17 protein-coding genes are annotated in these 15190 nt (G+C 65.9%); 11 read left to right on the plus strand and 6 right to left on the minus strand.

The window, feature by feature from the left end; all coding sequences use genetic code 11:
- Positions 1-179: 179 nt before the first annotated feature.
- The gene (locus tag XH79_RS27955) at positions 180-1121 is read left to right on the plus strand and encodes an aldo/keto reductase (RefSeq protein ID WP_271583688.1); all 942 of its coding nucleotides are present in this window, start codon (positions 180-182) and stop codon (positions 1119-1121) included.
- A gap of 32 nt (positions 1122-1153) precedes the next feature.
- Here the strand turns inward: XH79_RS27955 and XH79_RS27960 are convergent, their stop codons facing one another.
- The 3 genes from XH79_RS27960 to XH79_RS27970 form a co-directional block, all read right to left on the minus strand.
- Positions 1154-1477 (minus strand): antibiotic biosynthesis monooxygenase family protein, encoded by a 324-nt coding sequence (locus XH79_RS27960; protein ID WP_271583689.1) that lies wholly within the window; start codon positions 1475-1477, stop codon positions 1154-1156.
- Positions 1478-1562: 85 nt separating this feature from the next.
- Positions 1563-2780 carry a DUF1501 domain-containing protein gene (locus tag XH79_RS27965; protein WP_271583931.1) on the minus strand — a complete coding sequence of 406 codons (1218 nt, stop codon included), beginning with the start codon at positions 2778-2780 and terminating at the stop codon, positions 1563-1565.
- 2 nt (positions 2781-2782) lie between these two features.
- The gene (locus tag XH79_RS27970; protein WP_271583690.1) at positions 2783-4351 is read right to left on the minus strand and encodes a DUF1800 domain-containing protein; all 1569 of its coding nucleotides are present in this window, start codon (positions 4349-4351) and stop codon (positions 2783-2785) included.
- A 114-nt stretch (positions 4352-4465) separates the two neighbouring features.
- On the opposite strand from XH79_RS27970, the gene XH79_RS27975 reads away from it, so the two are divergent.
- The gene (locus XH79_RS27975; protein ID WP_271583691.1) at positions 4466-4675 is read left to right on the plus strand and encodes a cysteine-rich CWC family protein; all 210 of its coding nucleotides are present in this window, start codon (positions 4466-4468) and stop codon (positions 4673-4675) included.
- A 125-nt stretch (positions 4676-4800) separates the two neighbouring features.
- On the opposite strand, the gene XH79_RS27980 is transcribed toward XH79_RS27975, so the two are convergent.
- Positions 4801-5499, minus strand: a complete 699-nt coding sequence (locus XH79_RS27980) for a glutathione S-transferase family protein (RefSeq protein WP_271583692.1) — start codon at positions 5497-5499, stop codon at positions 4801-4803.
- Positions 5500-5704: 205 nt separating this feature from the next.
- On the opposite strand from XH79_RS27980, the gene XH79_RS27985 reads away from it, so the two are divergent.
- Entirely contained in the window at positions 5705-6820 is a 1116-nt protein-coding gene (locus tag XH79_RS27985; protein WP_271583693.1) for an MBL fold metallo-hydrolase, read from the plus strand.
- Positions 6820-7428, plus strand: coding sequence for an SCO family protein (locus XH79_RS27990; protein WP_442869974.1), 609 nt, complete (start codon positions 6820-6822; stop codon positions 7426-7428). Before XH79_RS27985 ends, XH79_RS27990 begins: the two co-directional genes overlap by 1 nt.
- Before the next feature lie 21 nt (positions 7429-7449).
- Here XH79_RS27990 and XH79_RS27995 read toward each other — a convergent pair whose 3' ends face one another.
- On the minus strand, positions 7450-7680 hold the full coding sequence (locus tag XH79_RS27995; RefSeq protein WP_018648319.1) for a hypothetical protein: 231 nt from the start codon (positions 7678-7680) through the stop codon (positions 7450-7452).
- Entirely contained in the window at positions 7677-8456 is a 780-nt protein-coding gene (locus XH79_RS28000) for a sulfite exporter TauE/SafE family protein (protein WP_271583694.1), read from the minus strand. Before XH79_RS28000 ends, XH79_RS27995 begins: the two co-directional genes overlap by 4 nt.
- 188 nt (positions 8457-8644) lie before the next feature.
- Between XH79_RS28000 and XH79_RS28005 the strand changes: the two genes are divergently transcribed.
- The 7 genes from XH79_RS28005 (at position 8645) to uvrB (ending at position 15132) form a co-directional block, all read left to right on the plus strand.
- Complete coding sequence (locus tag XH79_RS28005) at positions 8645-9562, plus strand: LysR substrate-binding domain-containing protein (RefSeq protein WP_212341775.1); 918 nt, start codon at positions 8645-8647, stop codon at positions 9560-9562.
- A 116-nt stretch (positions 9563-9678) separates the two neighbouring features.
- Positions 9679-9903: a hypothetical protein gene (locus XH79_RS28010; RefSeq protein WP_080134746.1), complete on the plus strand. Its 225-nt coding sequence runs from the start codon at positions 9679-9681 to the stop codon at positions 9901-9903.
- 39 nt (positions 9904-9942) lie between these two features.
- The gene (locus tag XH79_RS28015; protein ID WP_271583695.1) at positions 9943-10176 is read left to right on the plus strand and encodes a hypothetical protein; all 234 of its coding nucleotides are present in this window, start codon (positions 9943-9945) and stop codon (positions 10174-10176) included.
- 167 nt (positions 10177-10343) lie between these two features.
- Positions 10344-10706 carry a hypothetical protein gene (locus XH79_RS28020; RefSeq protein WP_212341779.1) on the plus strand — a complete coding sequence of 121 codons (363 nt, stop codon included), beginning with the start codon at positions 10344-10346 and terminating at the stop codon, positions 10704-10706.
- Positions 10707-10738: 32 nt separating this feature from the next.
- Positions 10739-11155 carry a hypothetical protein gene (locus XH79_RS28025; RefSeq protein ID WP_212341781.1) on the plus strand — a complete coding sequence of 139 codons (417 nt, stop codon included), beginning with the start codon at positions 10739-10741 and terminating at the stop codon, positions 11153-11155.
- Between the two features lie 15 nt (positions 11156-11170).
- The gene (locus XH79_RS28030; RefSeq protein WP_271583696.1) at positions 11171-12097 is read left to right on the plus strand and encodes a DNA/RNA non-specific endonuclease; all 927 of its coding nucleotides are present in this window, start codon (positions 11171-11173) and stop codon (positions 12095-12097) included.
- Positions 12098-12183: 86 nt separating this feature from the next.
- A complete protein-coding gene (gene uvrB / locus XH79_RS28035) occupies positions 12184-15132 on the plus strand; it encodes an excinuclease ABC subunit UvrB (protein WP_271583697.1) in 2949 nt (982 codons plus the stop codon).
- The last annotated feature ends 58 nt before the right edge of the window (positions 15133-15190 follow it).

Consider the following 15190-nt stretch of genomic DNA (forward strand, 5'->3'; position numbering starts at 1 on the left):
CTGATCAGGCCCCCCGTCACCGATCAAGCGCCCCAAAGCGGTCCCCGTCAGTCGCCGCGTCTGACAGGGGCCGCATTTTTTTGTCCGCGCTGCCGGCATGGCAGCAGCGCGGCGGGCAGCTTGCTGCTGCGGCGCATGGTGGTCAGAATGCCCGCCGCTCATCTCCGACAGGATCTTTCATGGAAATTCGCAATCTCGGCGCCTCCGGCCTTCGCGTGTCCGCGGTCGGGCTCGGCTGCAACAATTTCGGCCAGCGCACCGACCTCGAGACCTCGCGCAAGGTCATCCATCGCGCGCTCGACCTCGGCATCACGCTGTTCGACACCGCCGACATCTATTCGAACATGGGCGGCTCGGAGACCGTGCTCGGCACCGTGCTGGGCGATCGCCGCAAGGACATCGTGCTGGCGACGAAATACGCCAAGCCCATGGCCGAGGACGGCACCAAGCAGGGCGCCTCGCGCCGCTACATCATGGAGGCCGTGGAAGCGAGCCTGAAACGGCTGAAGACCGATTACATCGATCTCTACCAGCAGCACGACTACGACCCGCTGACGCCGATCGAGGAGAGCCTGCGCGCGCTCGACGATCTCGTGCGGCAGGGCAAGGTCCGCTACATCGGCAATTCGAACTTCCCGGCCTGGCGCATCGCGGAAGCGGAGTACGTCGCACGCGCGATGAATGTCAGCCGCTTCGTCTCCTGCCAGGACGAATATTCCCTGCTCGTGCGCGACATCGAGAAGGACCTGCTGCCGACCGCGACGGAATACAAGCTCGGCCTGCTCCCGTTCTTCCCGCTCGCCAGCGGCCTCTTGACCGGCAAATACAAAAAGGGCGAGGCCGCGCCCGGCGACACCCGCTTCGGCAAAGTCCCGCGGCTGCGCGACCGCTACGTCACGCCGCGCAACGAGGACATCGTCGAGACGCTCCAGGCCTTTGCGAAAGCGCGCGGCCATAACATGCTCGAGCTCGCCTTCTCCTGGCTCGCAGCACGCCCGCAAGTCTCGAGCGTGATTGCGGGTGCGACCCGCGTCGAGCAGATCGAGGAGAACGTCAAGGCGATCGCCTGGAAACTCAGCACCGAGGAGATGGCGGAGATCGACAGGATCACGCTGGGCTGACTTTTGCGACGACTGACCTTTGCGGCGTGGCGCTACTTCGCGCCGCGCCCCACCGTCTGCATCACCTCAAAACCCTCGAACTGGGGATGGCCGAGATAAAGCGGCTTGTTGTCGCCAGCTTTGTGATGCGCGGCCCGGAAAGCCTCCGACTTGGTCCAGGCCTCGAACGATGCATGGTTCGCCCACACCGTGTGCGAGGCGTAGAGCGTGTGGTCCTCAAGCTCGGGGCCACGCAGCAGATGGAATTCGACGAAGCCCGGCACCTTGTCCAGATGCGTGTCGCGGGTGAGCCAGACCTGCTCGAAGGCGGATTCCGAGCCCTTGGCGACGCGGAAGCGGTTCATGGCGATGTACATGGGTGGTCTCCTGATGTTTCGCCGATCATGTCGTCATTTCGGGATGCGCCGCAAGGCGCGGGCCCGGAATGACGGCGTTTGAGGGTTAGGTAACCAGCCCCTTCATCGGCCTTGCGCTTGCGCTGTCCGGAAACACCGTTTCCGCCAGCGCACGATCCGACAGGCCGAACTGGTCCTGCAGCACGCCCTTGATCACCGCGCGCAAATCCGTGGTGGGCTTGAGGTCGCGGGCCTCGTAGAGGTTGGCGAGCTTGAGGCCCGGCCAATCCGAGATGACGCGGCCGCCTTTCACGGCGCCGCCGGCGAGCAGCGCGATGGTGCCGGTGCCGTGATCGGTGCCGTCGGTGCCGTTGATGCGCGCGGTGCGGCCGAACTCGGTGGCAACGACGACGACGGTGTCGCGCCAGCGCTCGCCGAGGCCGCTCTCGAATTCCGCGAGCGCACCGTCGAGACCGCCGAGCAGGAAGGCGAGACGCCCGACCGGTCCGCCCTCATTGGCATGCGTATCCCAACCGTCGAAGGCGAGCGCGGCGATGCGCGGACCGTCGTCGGCCGCCATCAGCTTGGCCGCGCCGCGCGCCACCTGGCGCATCTGCGCGACCTGATTGCCGCCCTTCGGCTTCATGTCGTCGCCGCTTGCGACCTTGTCGAGCTGAAGGCCTTGCGACAGCGCCGCGGCCAGCGCGGGATCGCGGTGGCGGTAGAGATCGACGAGCCGCATCGCGGTGTCGTCGTCGGCCTGCGGCAGCGCGACCGGCGCCCAGCCGACCGTCGGCGCATTGCCGCGCAGCACCAGCGGCGTGGTCGGACCGACCGCAAGCCCGCTCGACACGCGCTCGCCGCGCGGCAGCGCTTCGAGCGCGCGATTGAGCCAACCGGACTGCACGCGGCCCGGGCCGGCATAGCCGCTTTCGAGCACATCCTGCCCGTCGAAATGCGAACGGTCGCGATAGGGCGTCGCCACCGCATGGATCACCGCAGCACGCCTGTCGCGATACATGCGCGCGAACTCCGGCATCGCCGGATGCAGCGCGAAGAAGCCGTCGAGCATGATCGCGGGATGCGCGCCATCCGCCGTGAGCGCGATCGAGCCGTGCAGTCCGGCGTAATCGGGGTCGCCGAGTGGGGCGACGGTCGAGAGCCCGTCGAGCGCGCCGCGCAGGATCACGACGACCAATCGCGGATCGCGCCCGCCAGCCGCGCGCGCGAATTTCGGCAAGTAAGCCCACGCAGCGAAGGAGGCGCCGCCGAGCAAGAGGCCGCGGCGCGAGGTGAGGAGGCGGTTCTCGACGCAGTCGATCATCATCATCTCCTCTGCATTTCCGGCGACATCAGCAAGAGCGCCAGCGCCTGCTGGCGCGACTCCGCGCGCTCGACGGTGCGACGCGTCTCGATCGAGGCCGCATCCGCAGCTGCGAACTCCAAGAGGTCGAGCGGATCGATGTTGTTGCCCAGCCGCGCACCCATTTGCGCCGCGATGTCGAGCCTGAGCTTCATGCCTTCGGGCGCAGCCCAGGCGGCGCTGGTGTCGGGGAAACCGTTGGGCCCTGCCGGTGACCACAGCGGTTGTCCCAGCAGGTTGAGATTGTTCAGATACGCGCCGGGATCCTCCGGCACGCGCGCGAGCAGCCGGCCGCTTGCGACCAGAAAATCGTAAGGGCTGCGCATCTTGGTCAGCGGCGCCTTCCAGGCCTCGTCGGAATCGACCAGCGCCGTCGCAAGCGCCTTGAGATCGCCGTCGGTCCTGACGAAGACATCACGCAGCCGCGCCACGAGCGCCGGCGGCGGATCGTCGGCAACGAAGTGACGGACGAATTTGGTCGCGATGAAATTCGCGGTCGAGGGATGGCGTGCGATGTCGGCGAGCGCGGCTTCGCCCTGCGCAAGGCCGGTCGGCTCGTAGGTCTTGCCGAGCAGCATTTGCGGCCCGGGCTGATGCGCATTGGTGTTGAACACGAACGCGCCGGGTGTACCGAGCTGGCCCTGCCGTCCGGCAAAAGTCCAGCCGGTGATGATCCGCGCGAGCGAGGTGACGTCCTCCTGCGTGTACCCGCCGCCGACGCCGAGCGTGTGCAGCTCCATGATCTCGCGCGCGAGATTTTCGTTCAGCCCGCGCTTTCGGTTTTGCCCGGCGCGCGAGTCCGGACCGAGCGATTGCTGGTTGTCGAGGAAGAACAGCATGGCCGGATGCTGCTCGGCCGCTTTCAGCATGTCGGCGAAGCGCCCGAGCACGTGCGGCCTGACCGCCTCGCGCTCGAACGCGCCGGCCCAGATCCGCGCCAGCTCGCCCTTGCTCGCGGAAATGCAGAAATGGTTGGACCAGAACACGACCAGACGCTCGGTGAAGCCGCACTCGACCAGCGTCGCGCGCTGCAGGCGCGCCAGCGCCTCGGCGCGAAAGGTTTTCTGGATCACGTTGAGCGGCTGCGGCGCGGGCTTTGCGGCAGGCGGCGTCGCCATGTTCGGCTGCATGGTCTCGGGCTTGGCCGGCGTGTCGGCCGGCTTCGCGTCGGCCATCTGGCCGGCGATCTCGGTCGCGGCCGTATTCAGCGAGAGATTGCGGCGCAAAGCGGGCTTCTGATCGGCGGGCACCTGCGGCGGCGTCTCCGCGGGCGCAGCGGCCTTGGCAGATTCCTTGGCAGCCTCGCGCGCCTGCTTGACCTGGTCCTGATAGGCAAACACCGCCTGGCCGAGTTGCGGCGTCGATTGCAGGCCCGGCGCCTCCAGCAGCACGCCATTGGGACGGGCCAGTTCCGCTTTCACAAAGCCTCTGGGATCGGAGGCCGCGTTGATGAGATCGCCGGACGCCCCGCCGCGGGCGCCGAAGCCGAAACGGTTGAGCGCAACGAGAGCGGCTTGCGAATCGCGGGCCATCGATTTGTCCTTCGCGGATTGCCGACCGCTTTCCTGATCGTTGCGCGGCGCATAATATAGCGCAGCGACAGATGAACCCGACATGAAAATGACGGCGAAGCTTCGGCGTAAATCATGACAAATCCGAAAGACATGCCGTCAGCGCCGGCACTTCCGCGCCGCCTCGTTTGCTCCCGCTGCGGCACCGAATTCGGCTGCGACCTCTCGGGCAATTGCTGGTGCGCGGAGGAGACGGCCCGGCTGCCGATGCCGGTCAAGGGCGAGGATTGCCTGTGCCGGGAGTGTTTGCGCAAGGCGGCGGCGGAGGCGAGCGCTGCTCGTTAGGCGCAAGACGACGGCCACATCCTCAGTATCGTAGGGTGGGCAAAGCGAAGCGTGCCCACCATTTTCATTGCATGCGTGAGAGACGGTGGGCACGGCGCTTTGCGCCTTTGCCCACCCTACGAAGCCTACACCGCAAATCCCGGCGACTTCCGCGCCATGCCGTCGAACGCATCGAGCAGCTTCTCGCGCCATGCATAGACCGGATCGTCCACCTCCAGCAGCTTGAACGGGCTCACCACGCGCGCCCACTGGAAACCGCCGAACACGATGTAGTCGGCATAGTTCGGTGCCTGCCCGCCGAGAAACGGCTGCGTCTTGAACGTCTGGCGCATGATCTCCAGCGATTTGCGGAAGCTGACCACACCGGTGTCGCGGTTCGCCATCACCTCTTCCAGGCTCTTGCCGCCGAACCGCGCCTCGCGCGACTTTCGGAAATAGGCGGCGTCGACCTCGGCGAGGTTGTTCGGGATGTCGGCGATAACAAGCGGAAAGATGCCGCCGACGATGGCGATGTCGCCCCACGCATTGATCATGCGCGCCATGGCGCGGCCGCCCTCGCCGCCGAACAGCGACGGGCGATCCGGGAAATTGTCCTCGAGATAATTCGCGATGGTCCAGGAATCCACCACCGGCTTGTCGTGATGCAGCAGCACCGGGACCCGCTCCGAGCCGTGCGGCGCGATCGCGCTTTTCTCGGTGAAGCGCCAGGGCAGCGACTCCGCCGACAGGCCCTTATGCGCCAGCGCCATGCGCGTGCGCCAGCAATACGGGCTGAAGGGGCGTGCAGCGTCGGTGCCGACGAGCTCGAAGAGTTTGAATGACATGGTTGGTCCCGTGGCTGCGATTGGCGAACATGTGGTGCGGAAGGCAAGGATGCAGTTGCATAAAGTTCGTAACATCCTACCGGGCTGTCAATCAACGAGCACGCTCATGCCCGGCGAGACTGACAGCGCGGAGATGCCACGACTTGTTGAGCCGCCTCCGGATTGGACCTAAGCTCGGGCATTTCAGACATCAGGAGGCATTGCAATGGCCAGGACCATTCCACGGCGCGATTTCCTTCTGGGTTCGGCAGCGCTCGCCGGAGCTGCGGCCGCCAACGCATTCACCTGTGTCGAGATCGCGAGCGCGGCGCCGATCGCCGTTCCGACCGTCGACAAGCTTTCGATCCGCGTGCTGGTGGATTCGAGTTTCGACCTGTTCTTCCGCCCCAAGCAGATCAACGGCGTGTCCATCGCCCCGGCCGCGCGCGGCAGCGATTTCCGCAAATCGCTGCACAATGAATGGGGCCTGTCGCTCTGGCTGGAGTCTGAAGGCGGCGGCAACCAGCGCACGCTGATGCTGGACTACGGCTACACGCCCGAGGTGCTGCTCAACAACATGGCGCTGATCGGCGTCGATGCGGCCAAGCTCAACGCTCTGATCGTCAGCCACGGCCATTACGATCATTTCGGCGGCCTGAACGGCTTCCTCGACAAGTTTCGGGACAAGCTGCCCGCCGACCTCAAGCTCTATGCAGGCGGCGAGGACAATTTCTGCCATCGCGTCAATCCGACGCCGACGCAGGGGCAGTTCGCCGATTTCGGCACCCTCGACCGCCGGCAGCTTGCGGCGCAGAAAGTGACGACCGTGCTGTGCGAAACGCCGACCGTGATTGCGGACCATGCTTTCACCACCGGCAAGATCACCCGCCGCAGCGGCGAACGCGTGCTGCCGAACACCCTCGTCGAGTTCGGAATCAGGGACGGGCTGGGCTGCAATGTCGGCCACTATTTGCCCGCCGAGATGGAGGGCAAGATCGTGCCGGACGAGCACATCCACGAGCACGCCACCTGCTTCAACGTGCGGGATCTCGGTCTCGTCGTGATCTCGTCCTGCGGCCATGTCGGCATCGTCAATTCGGTGAAGCAGGCGCAGGAGGTGTCGGGCATCCAGAAGGTGCACGCCATCGTCGGCGGCTTCCATCTCGGCCCGGCGCCGAAGGACTACCTCACGCAGGTCGTGAGCGAGATCAAGGCGCTCAATCCTGACGTCGTGGTGCCCATGCATTGCAGCGGGCTCAACTTCGCACAGGAGGCCAATGCCCAGATGGAGGGCAAGGTGGTGGTGACGACGACGGGCAGCCGCCTCACCTTCGGGCTGTGATGCGAGGCGCCGGCGCCTGGCTGTGCGTGATGCTGGCGCTCGCCTGCGCGGGAGCGGCGCAGGCACGCTCGGCCGCCGAGACGATGGACATCCTGATGTGGAATCGGGAGCCGGTCGGCGGACCGTTCGAGCTGATCGACCAGACCGGTAAGCCGCGCAGCGACCGCGATTTCCGCGGACGGCTGATGCTGGTCTATTTCGGCTTCACCTATTGCCCCGACGTCTGTCCGACCGATTTGATGGCGATCGGACAGGCGCTCGAGCAGCTCGGGCCGGATGCCGACGCGGTACAGCCCGTCTTCATCACGCTGGATCCCGAACGCGACACGGCCGAGCATCTCGCCGAATATGTGCCGCTGTTTCATCCGCGGCTGCTCGGGCTGACCGGCAGCCTCGCCGCGATCGGGACCGCGGCAGAGGCCTACAAGGTGGTCTATTTTGCCAAGATCCCGATCGGCCAGGAGGGCGGCGACTACACGGTCGACCACACCTCCTTCATCTACCTCATGGACCGCGACGGAAAATATCTCGGCTTCTTTCCGCCGGGCACCTCGGCCGAGCGCATGGTCGAGATCATCCGGCCGCGGCTTGCGCCGCCTTCGCGGTAGCGCTGGCTGGATGCGACGTGCTCACCGCCCGTTGGTGCGCAGCAGCCTCTCGCCGCCTTCGGTCACCGCGATGACGAGCCCCACACCGGGCAACGTCTCGCGCGCGACATAGCCGCGGTCGGCGGCGTCCTCCCAGATGGTGAGGCGCGGGCACGAGGTCTTCCAGGTCGAAATCACCTCGGCATAGGCGCGCGGCTCGCGCGCGACCCATTCGACGAAATCCAGCACCAGCGGATCGGCGGTCTCGCTCATGGCAAACCTCCCTTGTCGAAAGCGGCCAGCACAGGGGTCCGAACCAGCAGCCAGCCGCCATAGGCGATATAATAGCAGGCGATGGTGGTGATCAGCTTGTTGGACCAGGCGATGAACTGCTGGTCGGTCATGGCTTCGAGGATGCGCCGCGCCAGCGTGGTGCCGAGCATCGAGGCTGCGATCGCGACGCCGGCGAGCACGGGATCGAGGCTCGCGGCCTGGTCGATCACGCCGCCGAAATAGATCAGCTTGGTGAAATGGCTGACCAGCTGGCACATCGCCTTGGTCGCCACCTTCTCGCGCCGGCCGAAATCGCCACCGAGGAAGAAGGTGTCGAGCAGCGGGCCGGAGACACCAGTCATCAGCATCAGGCCCATGCAGATCGTGCCATAGACCGTGCCCTGCCAGAGCCTATCAGGGTCCGGCTTGACGTTCGCCGGCAGCAGCCGTGCCATGAACGGTGTGACGCCGAGCAGCAGCAGCGCCGTCGGCTTGTCCGGCACGTAGCGGGTGAGCGACCAGGCCGCAAGCGCAATGGCCGCGCCCACCATGTAGTTCGCGACCGGCCGCCAGCGGATATGCGCCCGCCACAAAAACGCGCGCCAGCCGTTTGAGGCCATCTGCGTGATCGCATGCAGCACCATCGCAGTCGGCAGCGGCATCAGGGCCAGCAGCACGCCGATCAGGATCAGCCCGCCCGCCATGCCGAACAGCCCCGACAGGAACGCGGTGGCGACCATCAGCAATCCAAGGGCAGCGATCATGATGGGCGTCACGGGGGTCTCCGATGGTGGCAAGTATGGGACGCAAGCTGTTCGCACTCCCTCGCCCCGCTTGCGGGGAGAGGCGAAGGCGCCTCGCGGTAAATCAACCTGGAATTACTCTCATTCTTGTGCCTCGCTTGCCCCTTCTCCGCAAACTGAGTTATCTTGCCCTGGCATCAGCTTTCCTGAGGGTCGGGCATTTGCGGCGGCTGCTGTTTCTCAACGGCATCAAGGCATTCGAGGCGGCGGCGCGGACCGGCAGCTTTGCTGCGGCCGGGCTCGAGCTGAGCGTGTCGGCGGCCGCCGTCAGCCGCATGGTGCATCTCCTGGAAGAACGGCTCGGCGTCGCGCTGTTCGAGCGCAAGGCCAATCGCCTGGTGCTGACGCAGGCCGGCCGCGCCTATCAGAGCGGGCTGACCCCGATCTTCGATGCGCTGGCGAGCCTCACCGCGCAGGTGACGGCGCCTTCCAGCGTGCGCGTGCTGACCATCGGCGTCGGCCACACCTTTGCGATGCGCTGGCTGATCCCGCGGCTGTCGGAGTTTCGCAGCGAGGAGCCCGACATCGAGGTGCGCTTCACCACCGGCGGCGCGCTGGTGCCGTTCGGCGAGGACTGGAATTGCGGCATCAAGCTCGGCACCGGCGATTGGCCCGGCCTCGTCGCCGAGCCCCTGTTCGCCGGTGACCTCACGCCGGTTTGCGTGCCGCGCCTCGCCGCCTCATTGAAGCGCCCGGCCGATTTGAAGGGACCGAGCCTGATCCGCGTCGCGCACTCGCCCGAGGACTGGCCGATCTGGCTGAAGGCCGCCGGCCTTGCGCGCATCAACGCGCGCGGGCCGGAGTTCCAGTTCTACGGCCAGGCGCTGCAGGCTGCGGCCGACGGGCTCGGCATCGCCATGGGCATCCGGCCCTATATCGACGACGATCTCGCCGCCGGCCGGCTGGTTGCGCCGTTCGACCTCTCCGTCCCGAAGGGCATGCGCTGGTACCTGCTCTATCGCAGCTTCCAGACCGAGCAGCGCGACTTCGCCGCGTTCCGCCGCTGGATCATGCGCGCGGCATCGGAGCCCGCGGCCCGCCCCGTGCGGCGCGCCGGCCGCAGTCCCGCGCGGAACTGAGGCCGCTCAGGCAAAAAAGCCGGGCATCTTGTGAACGGCTTCACATCCACAAATCCGCAAACGTGGTCCCCTGACCCTCCAACTAGACACTTACGAACCACTCTTGGGGACTAGCAATGACGACCCTCTACGACGGCTTTGACATCGAATCCTTCGAAGCTGGCAAGGGGCTGTGGCACGCCCGCATCCGGCGCGCCGATTTCAGCCCGGTTGCCATCGACGGCGTGCTGTTTCCGGCCATGGAAGTCGGCTTCGCCTGGCCCGATCCCGACGCCGCGATCGCCGACGCCAAGCACCACATCGATCGCTTCCGCCGGCGTGCCGACCGCGACGACGAATAGGCCTTTCAGCACAGCGCGGCGCGCAACGAGGAACCGGTGATGTCGTATATCGAGATCGAAGAGACCCAGCCGCTGGCCCGATCCTACGCCCGATCGGTGCTGTCGAAATGCCCGGACTGCGGTGGCGATCTCACGGTTCTGCGCGTGATCGGCGGCCGCGCCGGATGCGAATACTGGACCATGCGCTGCACCGATTGCGGCGGCATCCATCTCGACGTCCTGAAGCCGCGCGGTGCGACTGAGGACGACGACGGACCGCTGCCGGCGGCGTGACGTCCGCCGAAGAGCGCGACTGTCAGGCCTCGTGCGGAGCGGCTGTGGTGTCCTGACATTCCGTCCGGCAAGGGGCCGGTAGGTCTGCAACCGCCAACAAGTCGCACGACCTCTGATTGCAATCGGCCACACGCTGTGGCAGTTTGGTCGAGGGGAGCGCCGGGCTGATGACGACGGTCGGCAAATTTCTGGCATTCTGCTTGATCGCCTGGTTCGGCGCGATGCTGCTGCTCGTGCTCATCCGCGTGCTGCTCGACAGGGGCGCATCGCGCGGCCTGCTCGTCAGCGACGGGCACAGAGATAGATCCAAAAGGCAGCCCAGGGACGAACGCGTCAATCCCGAACGGGTGATGGCAGCCGCCATCGTCCCGGCCGTCCTCGCCGCCTACACGATCCACGCGCTCAACACCGGGATCGTCACGACGGAGACGGGGGCAATGTCGATGCCCGATCTGCCGGAGAATCTTCTGACGCTCCTGACCGGCGGCAACGGGCTCTATCTGGCCGGCAAGATCGCGCGAAGGAGTTAGCGAAGCTACATTTTTTCAAACGGGATATTTTCATGACTGCACAATGGATTTCATGGTGGGGCTTCGTCGTCATTTCGATCATTCTGCTCGGATTTGCCGCGCTTGTTCTCTGGAAACTGTACCGAGACTCCGACGCGCTGACCGGACTGCTGTCCGAGCCGCAGGCGCCCAACGACCCATCGCCGCCGAAAGCCAGCCTCTCCCGCTTCCAGTTCCTGATCTTCACGTTCGTTATCGCGGGGCTCTATCTTCTGCTGTGCATCGAGGCCGGAACGCTGATCGAGATTCCCGGCAACGTGCTGGCGCTGCTCGGCATCAGCGGCGGCACCTATGTCGTGTCGAAAACCGTGAGCTCGTCGGAGCGCCGGGAAGAGCAGGCGACGGCCGCCGCCGCAGGCAAACCGTCCAGGACAGGCCGCAAGACCCCGCCGCCGGGCCCGAATGCTTGAGCCCGGAGGCCCACCATGTCCAAACTCTCGCGTCTGTGCGGTCTCATCTGCCTGGGACTGAGCCTGTGCCAGCCGGCCCGGGCCGACGTCTGCGAACCATCCCCCGCCGAGCCCGTGAACGATCCGGACAGCTGCCGCGCGCTCTGGGAAAAGATCGGCCTGCCGACCGGCGGTGACGATCTCGACGCCACCCCCGTCTGTCACACGCGCTACGTTCTCCTGCACAACAACGAGGCCAAGACGCCGTTCTGGGTGATCGAGCCGCTGAACAAGAAGCAGGTCAGCGGCAAGTTCAAGCGACCGGAGAGCAAGAAGTTCAAATCGGAGGGCGGCGTCTGCGACGAGGCGCAGGCCAAGGACGGAGACTACACCGGTAGCAAGCTCGACCGCGGCCACCAGGCCGCTTCCGCCGACTTCAGCTCCAACGGCGAATGGATGGACGAGAGCTTCGTTCTGTCCAATGCCGTGCCGCAGCAGGGCCTTGGATTCAACCGCGGCATCTGGAAGGAATTCGAGCTGCTGGTCCGCAACCTCACGAAGGATCGCGGCGAGCTCTACGTCATCACCGGGCCGATCTATGCCGACGACGAAGACAGCCTTCCCGAGGTCAACAAGAAGAACAATGCATGCAAGATCGAGATCAAGTTCGAAGCGCCGAAGCGGCCTGCGATCTGCGGTGCGAAGAAGAAGTGCGACGCCGGCGTCGCGGTTCCCATTGCGCTGTTCAAGATCCTCTATGACCCCGTCAACAAGCGCGCCAACGCCTATGTCATGCCGAACATCGACCACCGGAAGTTCGAGGACAAGGATGCACTCGAATATCTCAAGGGCTTTCGAACCACGGTGAAGGTGGTCGAGCGTCTCACCGGATTCCAGTTCCTGCCGGACATCCCGGGACGAAAGGCTCAGGTCGAGGAATGTGTCGCGACCATGCTCCATTGAGATCGCTCGCTCCGCCTTGCTGACATCTGTTGCCAGGCGGAGCGTGCCCCCTTTCCTGCAGGGCGGACTCGTCCCATATTCGCCTCATGGCGAAGAAACCCGCATCCTCCGAAAAATCCGGCAAATCCCCCAAATCCAAAGCACATCGGCCCGACGTGCAGCCGATCGGGCCGGCGCTGGCCGAATTGCTCAATCCCGCGATCAACCGCGGCGATGCCGGGCTTGGCTCTGGCACCGGCCTGCAGCCGCCACCGGACAATTCGCGCGACCGACGCGCCGGAGGCGAGGCCGCCGCACATCGCGCGCGCGCTTCGACGCCGAAGGAGTTTCCGCAGGACCGCCCGATGCCGCTGCGGCCCAATCCGCAGCCGCCGGGGGCGCGCGCATCGACCGAGGGTTTTGAGGAGGCGCCGCAGGCCAATTACGGCACTGCCGCCACGATCCCGACGCTCGATCCGGAACTGGCCCGTCAGCTCGGTCTGCCCACCGAAGAGGACGATGCGGAAGCGCTGGCGCGTCCGCCGCGCAACAAGATGGAGGCGCTCGGCGTCAAGGCGACCGCAGAGGCGCTGGAGTCACTGATCCGCGAGGGCCGGCCGGAGTTCCGCAAGGACGACGGCTCCATGAAGGTGTGGACGCCGCACCGGCCGCCGCGCCCGGAGAAGTCCGAAGGCGGCGTGCGCTTCGAGATCAAGTCGTCCTACGAGCCGCGCGGCGACCAGCCGACCGCGATCGCGGAGCTGGTCGAAGGCATCGAGCGCAACGACCGCAGCCAGGTGCTGCTCGGCGTCACCGGCTCGGGCAAGACCTACACCATGGCCAAGGTGATCGAGGCGACGCAGCGCCCGGCCCTGATCCTGGCGCCGAACAAGACGCTGGCCGCCCAGCTCTATGGCGAGTTCAAGAATTTCTTTCCGGATAACGCGGTCGAATATTTCGTCTCGTATTACGACTACTACCAGCCGGAAGCCTACGTTCCGCGCACCGACACCTACATCGAGAAGGACTCGTCGATCAACGAGCAGATCGACCGCATGCGCCATTCGGCAACCCGCGCCCTGCTCGAACGTGACGACGTCATCATCGTGGCGTCGGTGTCCTGCATCTACGGTATCGGCTCGGTCGAGACCTACACCGCGATGACCTTCGCGCTGAAGAAGGGCGAGCGCATCGACCAGCGTCAACTCATCGCCGATCTCGTCGCGCTCCAGTACAAGCGCACCCAGGCCGATTTTACCCGCGGCACCTTTCGTGTCAGGGGCGACGTCATCGACATCTTCCCGGCGCACTATGAAGACCGCGCCTGGCGCGTGAACCTGTTCGGCGACACCATCGAGGCCATCGAGGAGTTCGATCCGCTCACCGGCCACAAGCAGGACGAGCTCGAATTCATCAAGATGTACGCCAACTCGCACTATGTGACGCCGCGCCCGACGCTGGTGCAGGCGATCAAGTCGATCAAGTTCGAGCTGAAGCAGCGGCTCGACCAGCTGCACGATCAGGGCCGCCTGCTGGAAGCGCAGCGGCTGGAGCAGCGCACCACCTTCGACCTCGAGATGATGGAGGCCACGGGGAGCTGCGCCGGCATCGAGAACTATTCGCGCTATCTCACCGGCCGCCGCCCGGGCGAGCCGCCGCCGACGCTGTTCGAATACGTCCCCGACAACGCGCTGATCTTCGCCGACGAGAGCCACGTCACCATCCCGCAGATCGGCGCCATGTTCCGCGGCGACTTCCGCCGCAAGGCGACGCTGGCCGAATACGGCTTCCGCCTGCCGTCCTGCATGGACAACCGTCCCTTGCGCTTCGAGGAATGGGACATGATGCGGCCGCAGACGGTCGCGGTGTCGGCGACGCCGAGCGGCTGGGAGCTCAACGAGAGCGGCGGCGTGTTCGTCGAGCAGGTCATTCGCCCGACCGGACTGATCGATCCGCCCGTCGACATCCGCCCTGCCCGCACGCAGGTGGACGATCTCGTCGGCGAGGTCCGCGCCACCGCGCAGGCCGGCTATCGCTCGCTGATCACGGTGCTGACCAAGCGGATGGCCGAGGACCTCACCGAGTACCTGCACGAGCAGGGCATCCGCGTCCGCTACATGCACAGCGACATCGACACCATCGAGCGCATCGAGATTATCCGCGATCTTCGCTTGGGTGCGTTCGACGCGCTGGTCGGCATCAACCTCCTGCGCGAGGGCCTCGACATTCCCGAATGCGCGCTGGTCGCGATCCTCGATGCCGACAAGGAAGGCTTCCTGCGCAGCGAGACCTCGCTGATCCAGACCATCGGCCGCGCCGCGCGCAACGTCGACGGCAAGGTGATCCTCTACGCCGACCAGATGACGGGCTCGATGGAGCGCGCCATCGCCGAAACCAACCGGCGTCGCGAAAAACAGGTTGAATACAACACCGCCAACGGCATCACGCCGGAGAGCGTGAAGAAGCAGATCGGCGACATCCTCAACTCCGTCTACGAGCGCGACCACGTGCTGGTCGAGGTCGGCGGCCACGACATGACCGACGACGTCATCTCGATCGGCCACAACTTTGAAGCCGTGCTCGCCGATCTCGAAACGAGGATGCGCGAGGCCGCCGCCGATCTGAACTTCGAGGAAGCCGCCCGCCTGCGCGACGAAGTCAAGCGCCTGCGTGCCACCGAGCTCGCGGTGGTGGACGATCCCACCGCGAAACAGCGCGCCGTCGCCGGCAAGGCCGGCGCCTATGCCGGCACGAAGAAGTACGGCGACGCCGCGAATTTGCCAGTCAGCGCGATGAAGAAGAAGACCGTGAGCTCCGCGCTGAAGGCCAGCGGCGGCGGCAGCGGCTCGAAGGTGCACAAGCCGCATCTCGACGAGATGCACGGCCCGGAGTCCCTGCCCTACCGCGCCAACCAGACGCTGCCGTCAAAGCCGTTCGGCAGCACCAGCCGGATCATCCAGCCGACGGACTCGCGGCAGTCGGGTCCGGAGTTCGGGCCTGCGCCGAAGTCGACGGGCGGGGCGCCGGGGCGACGGGGTGGGTGGAAGAAGAGGTAGACGGCGCACCGCGCTCGTCGTGACCATGAATTCCAGGCTCGCCGCTGCGCGGCGCCCC

It is taken from the genome of Bradyrhizobium sp. CCBAU 45389, from assembly GCF_028128625.1.
In the GTDB taxonomy this organism is placed as follows: domain Bacteria; phylum Pseudomonadota; class Alphaproteobacteria; order Rhizobiales; family Xanthobacteraceae; genus Bradyrhizobium; species Bradyrhizobium liaoningense_B.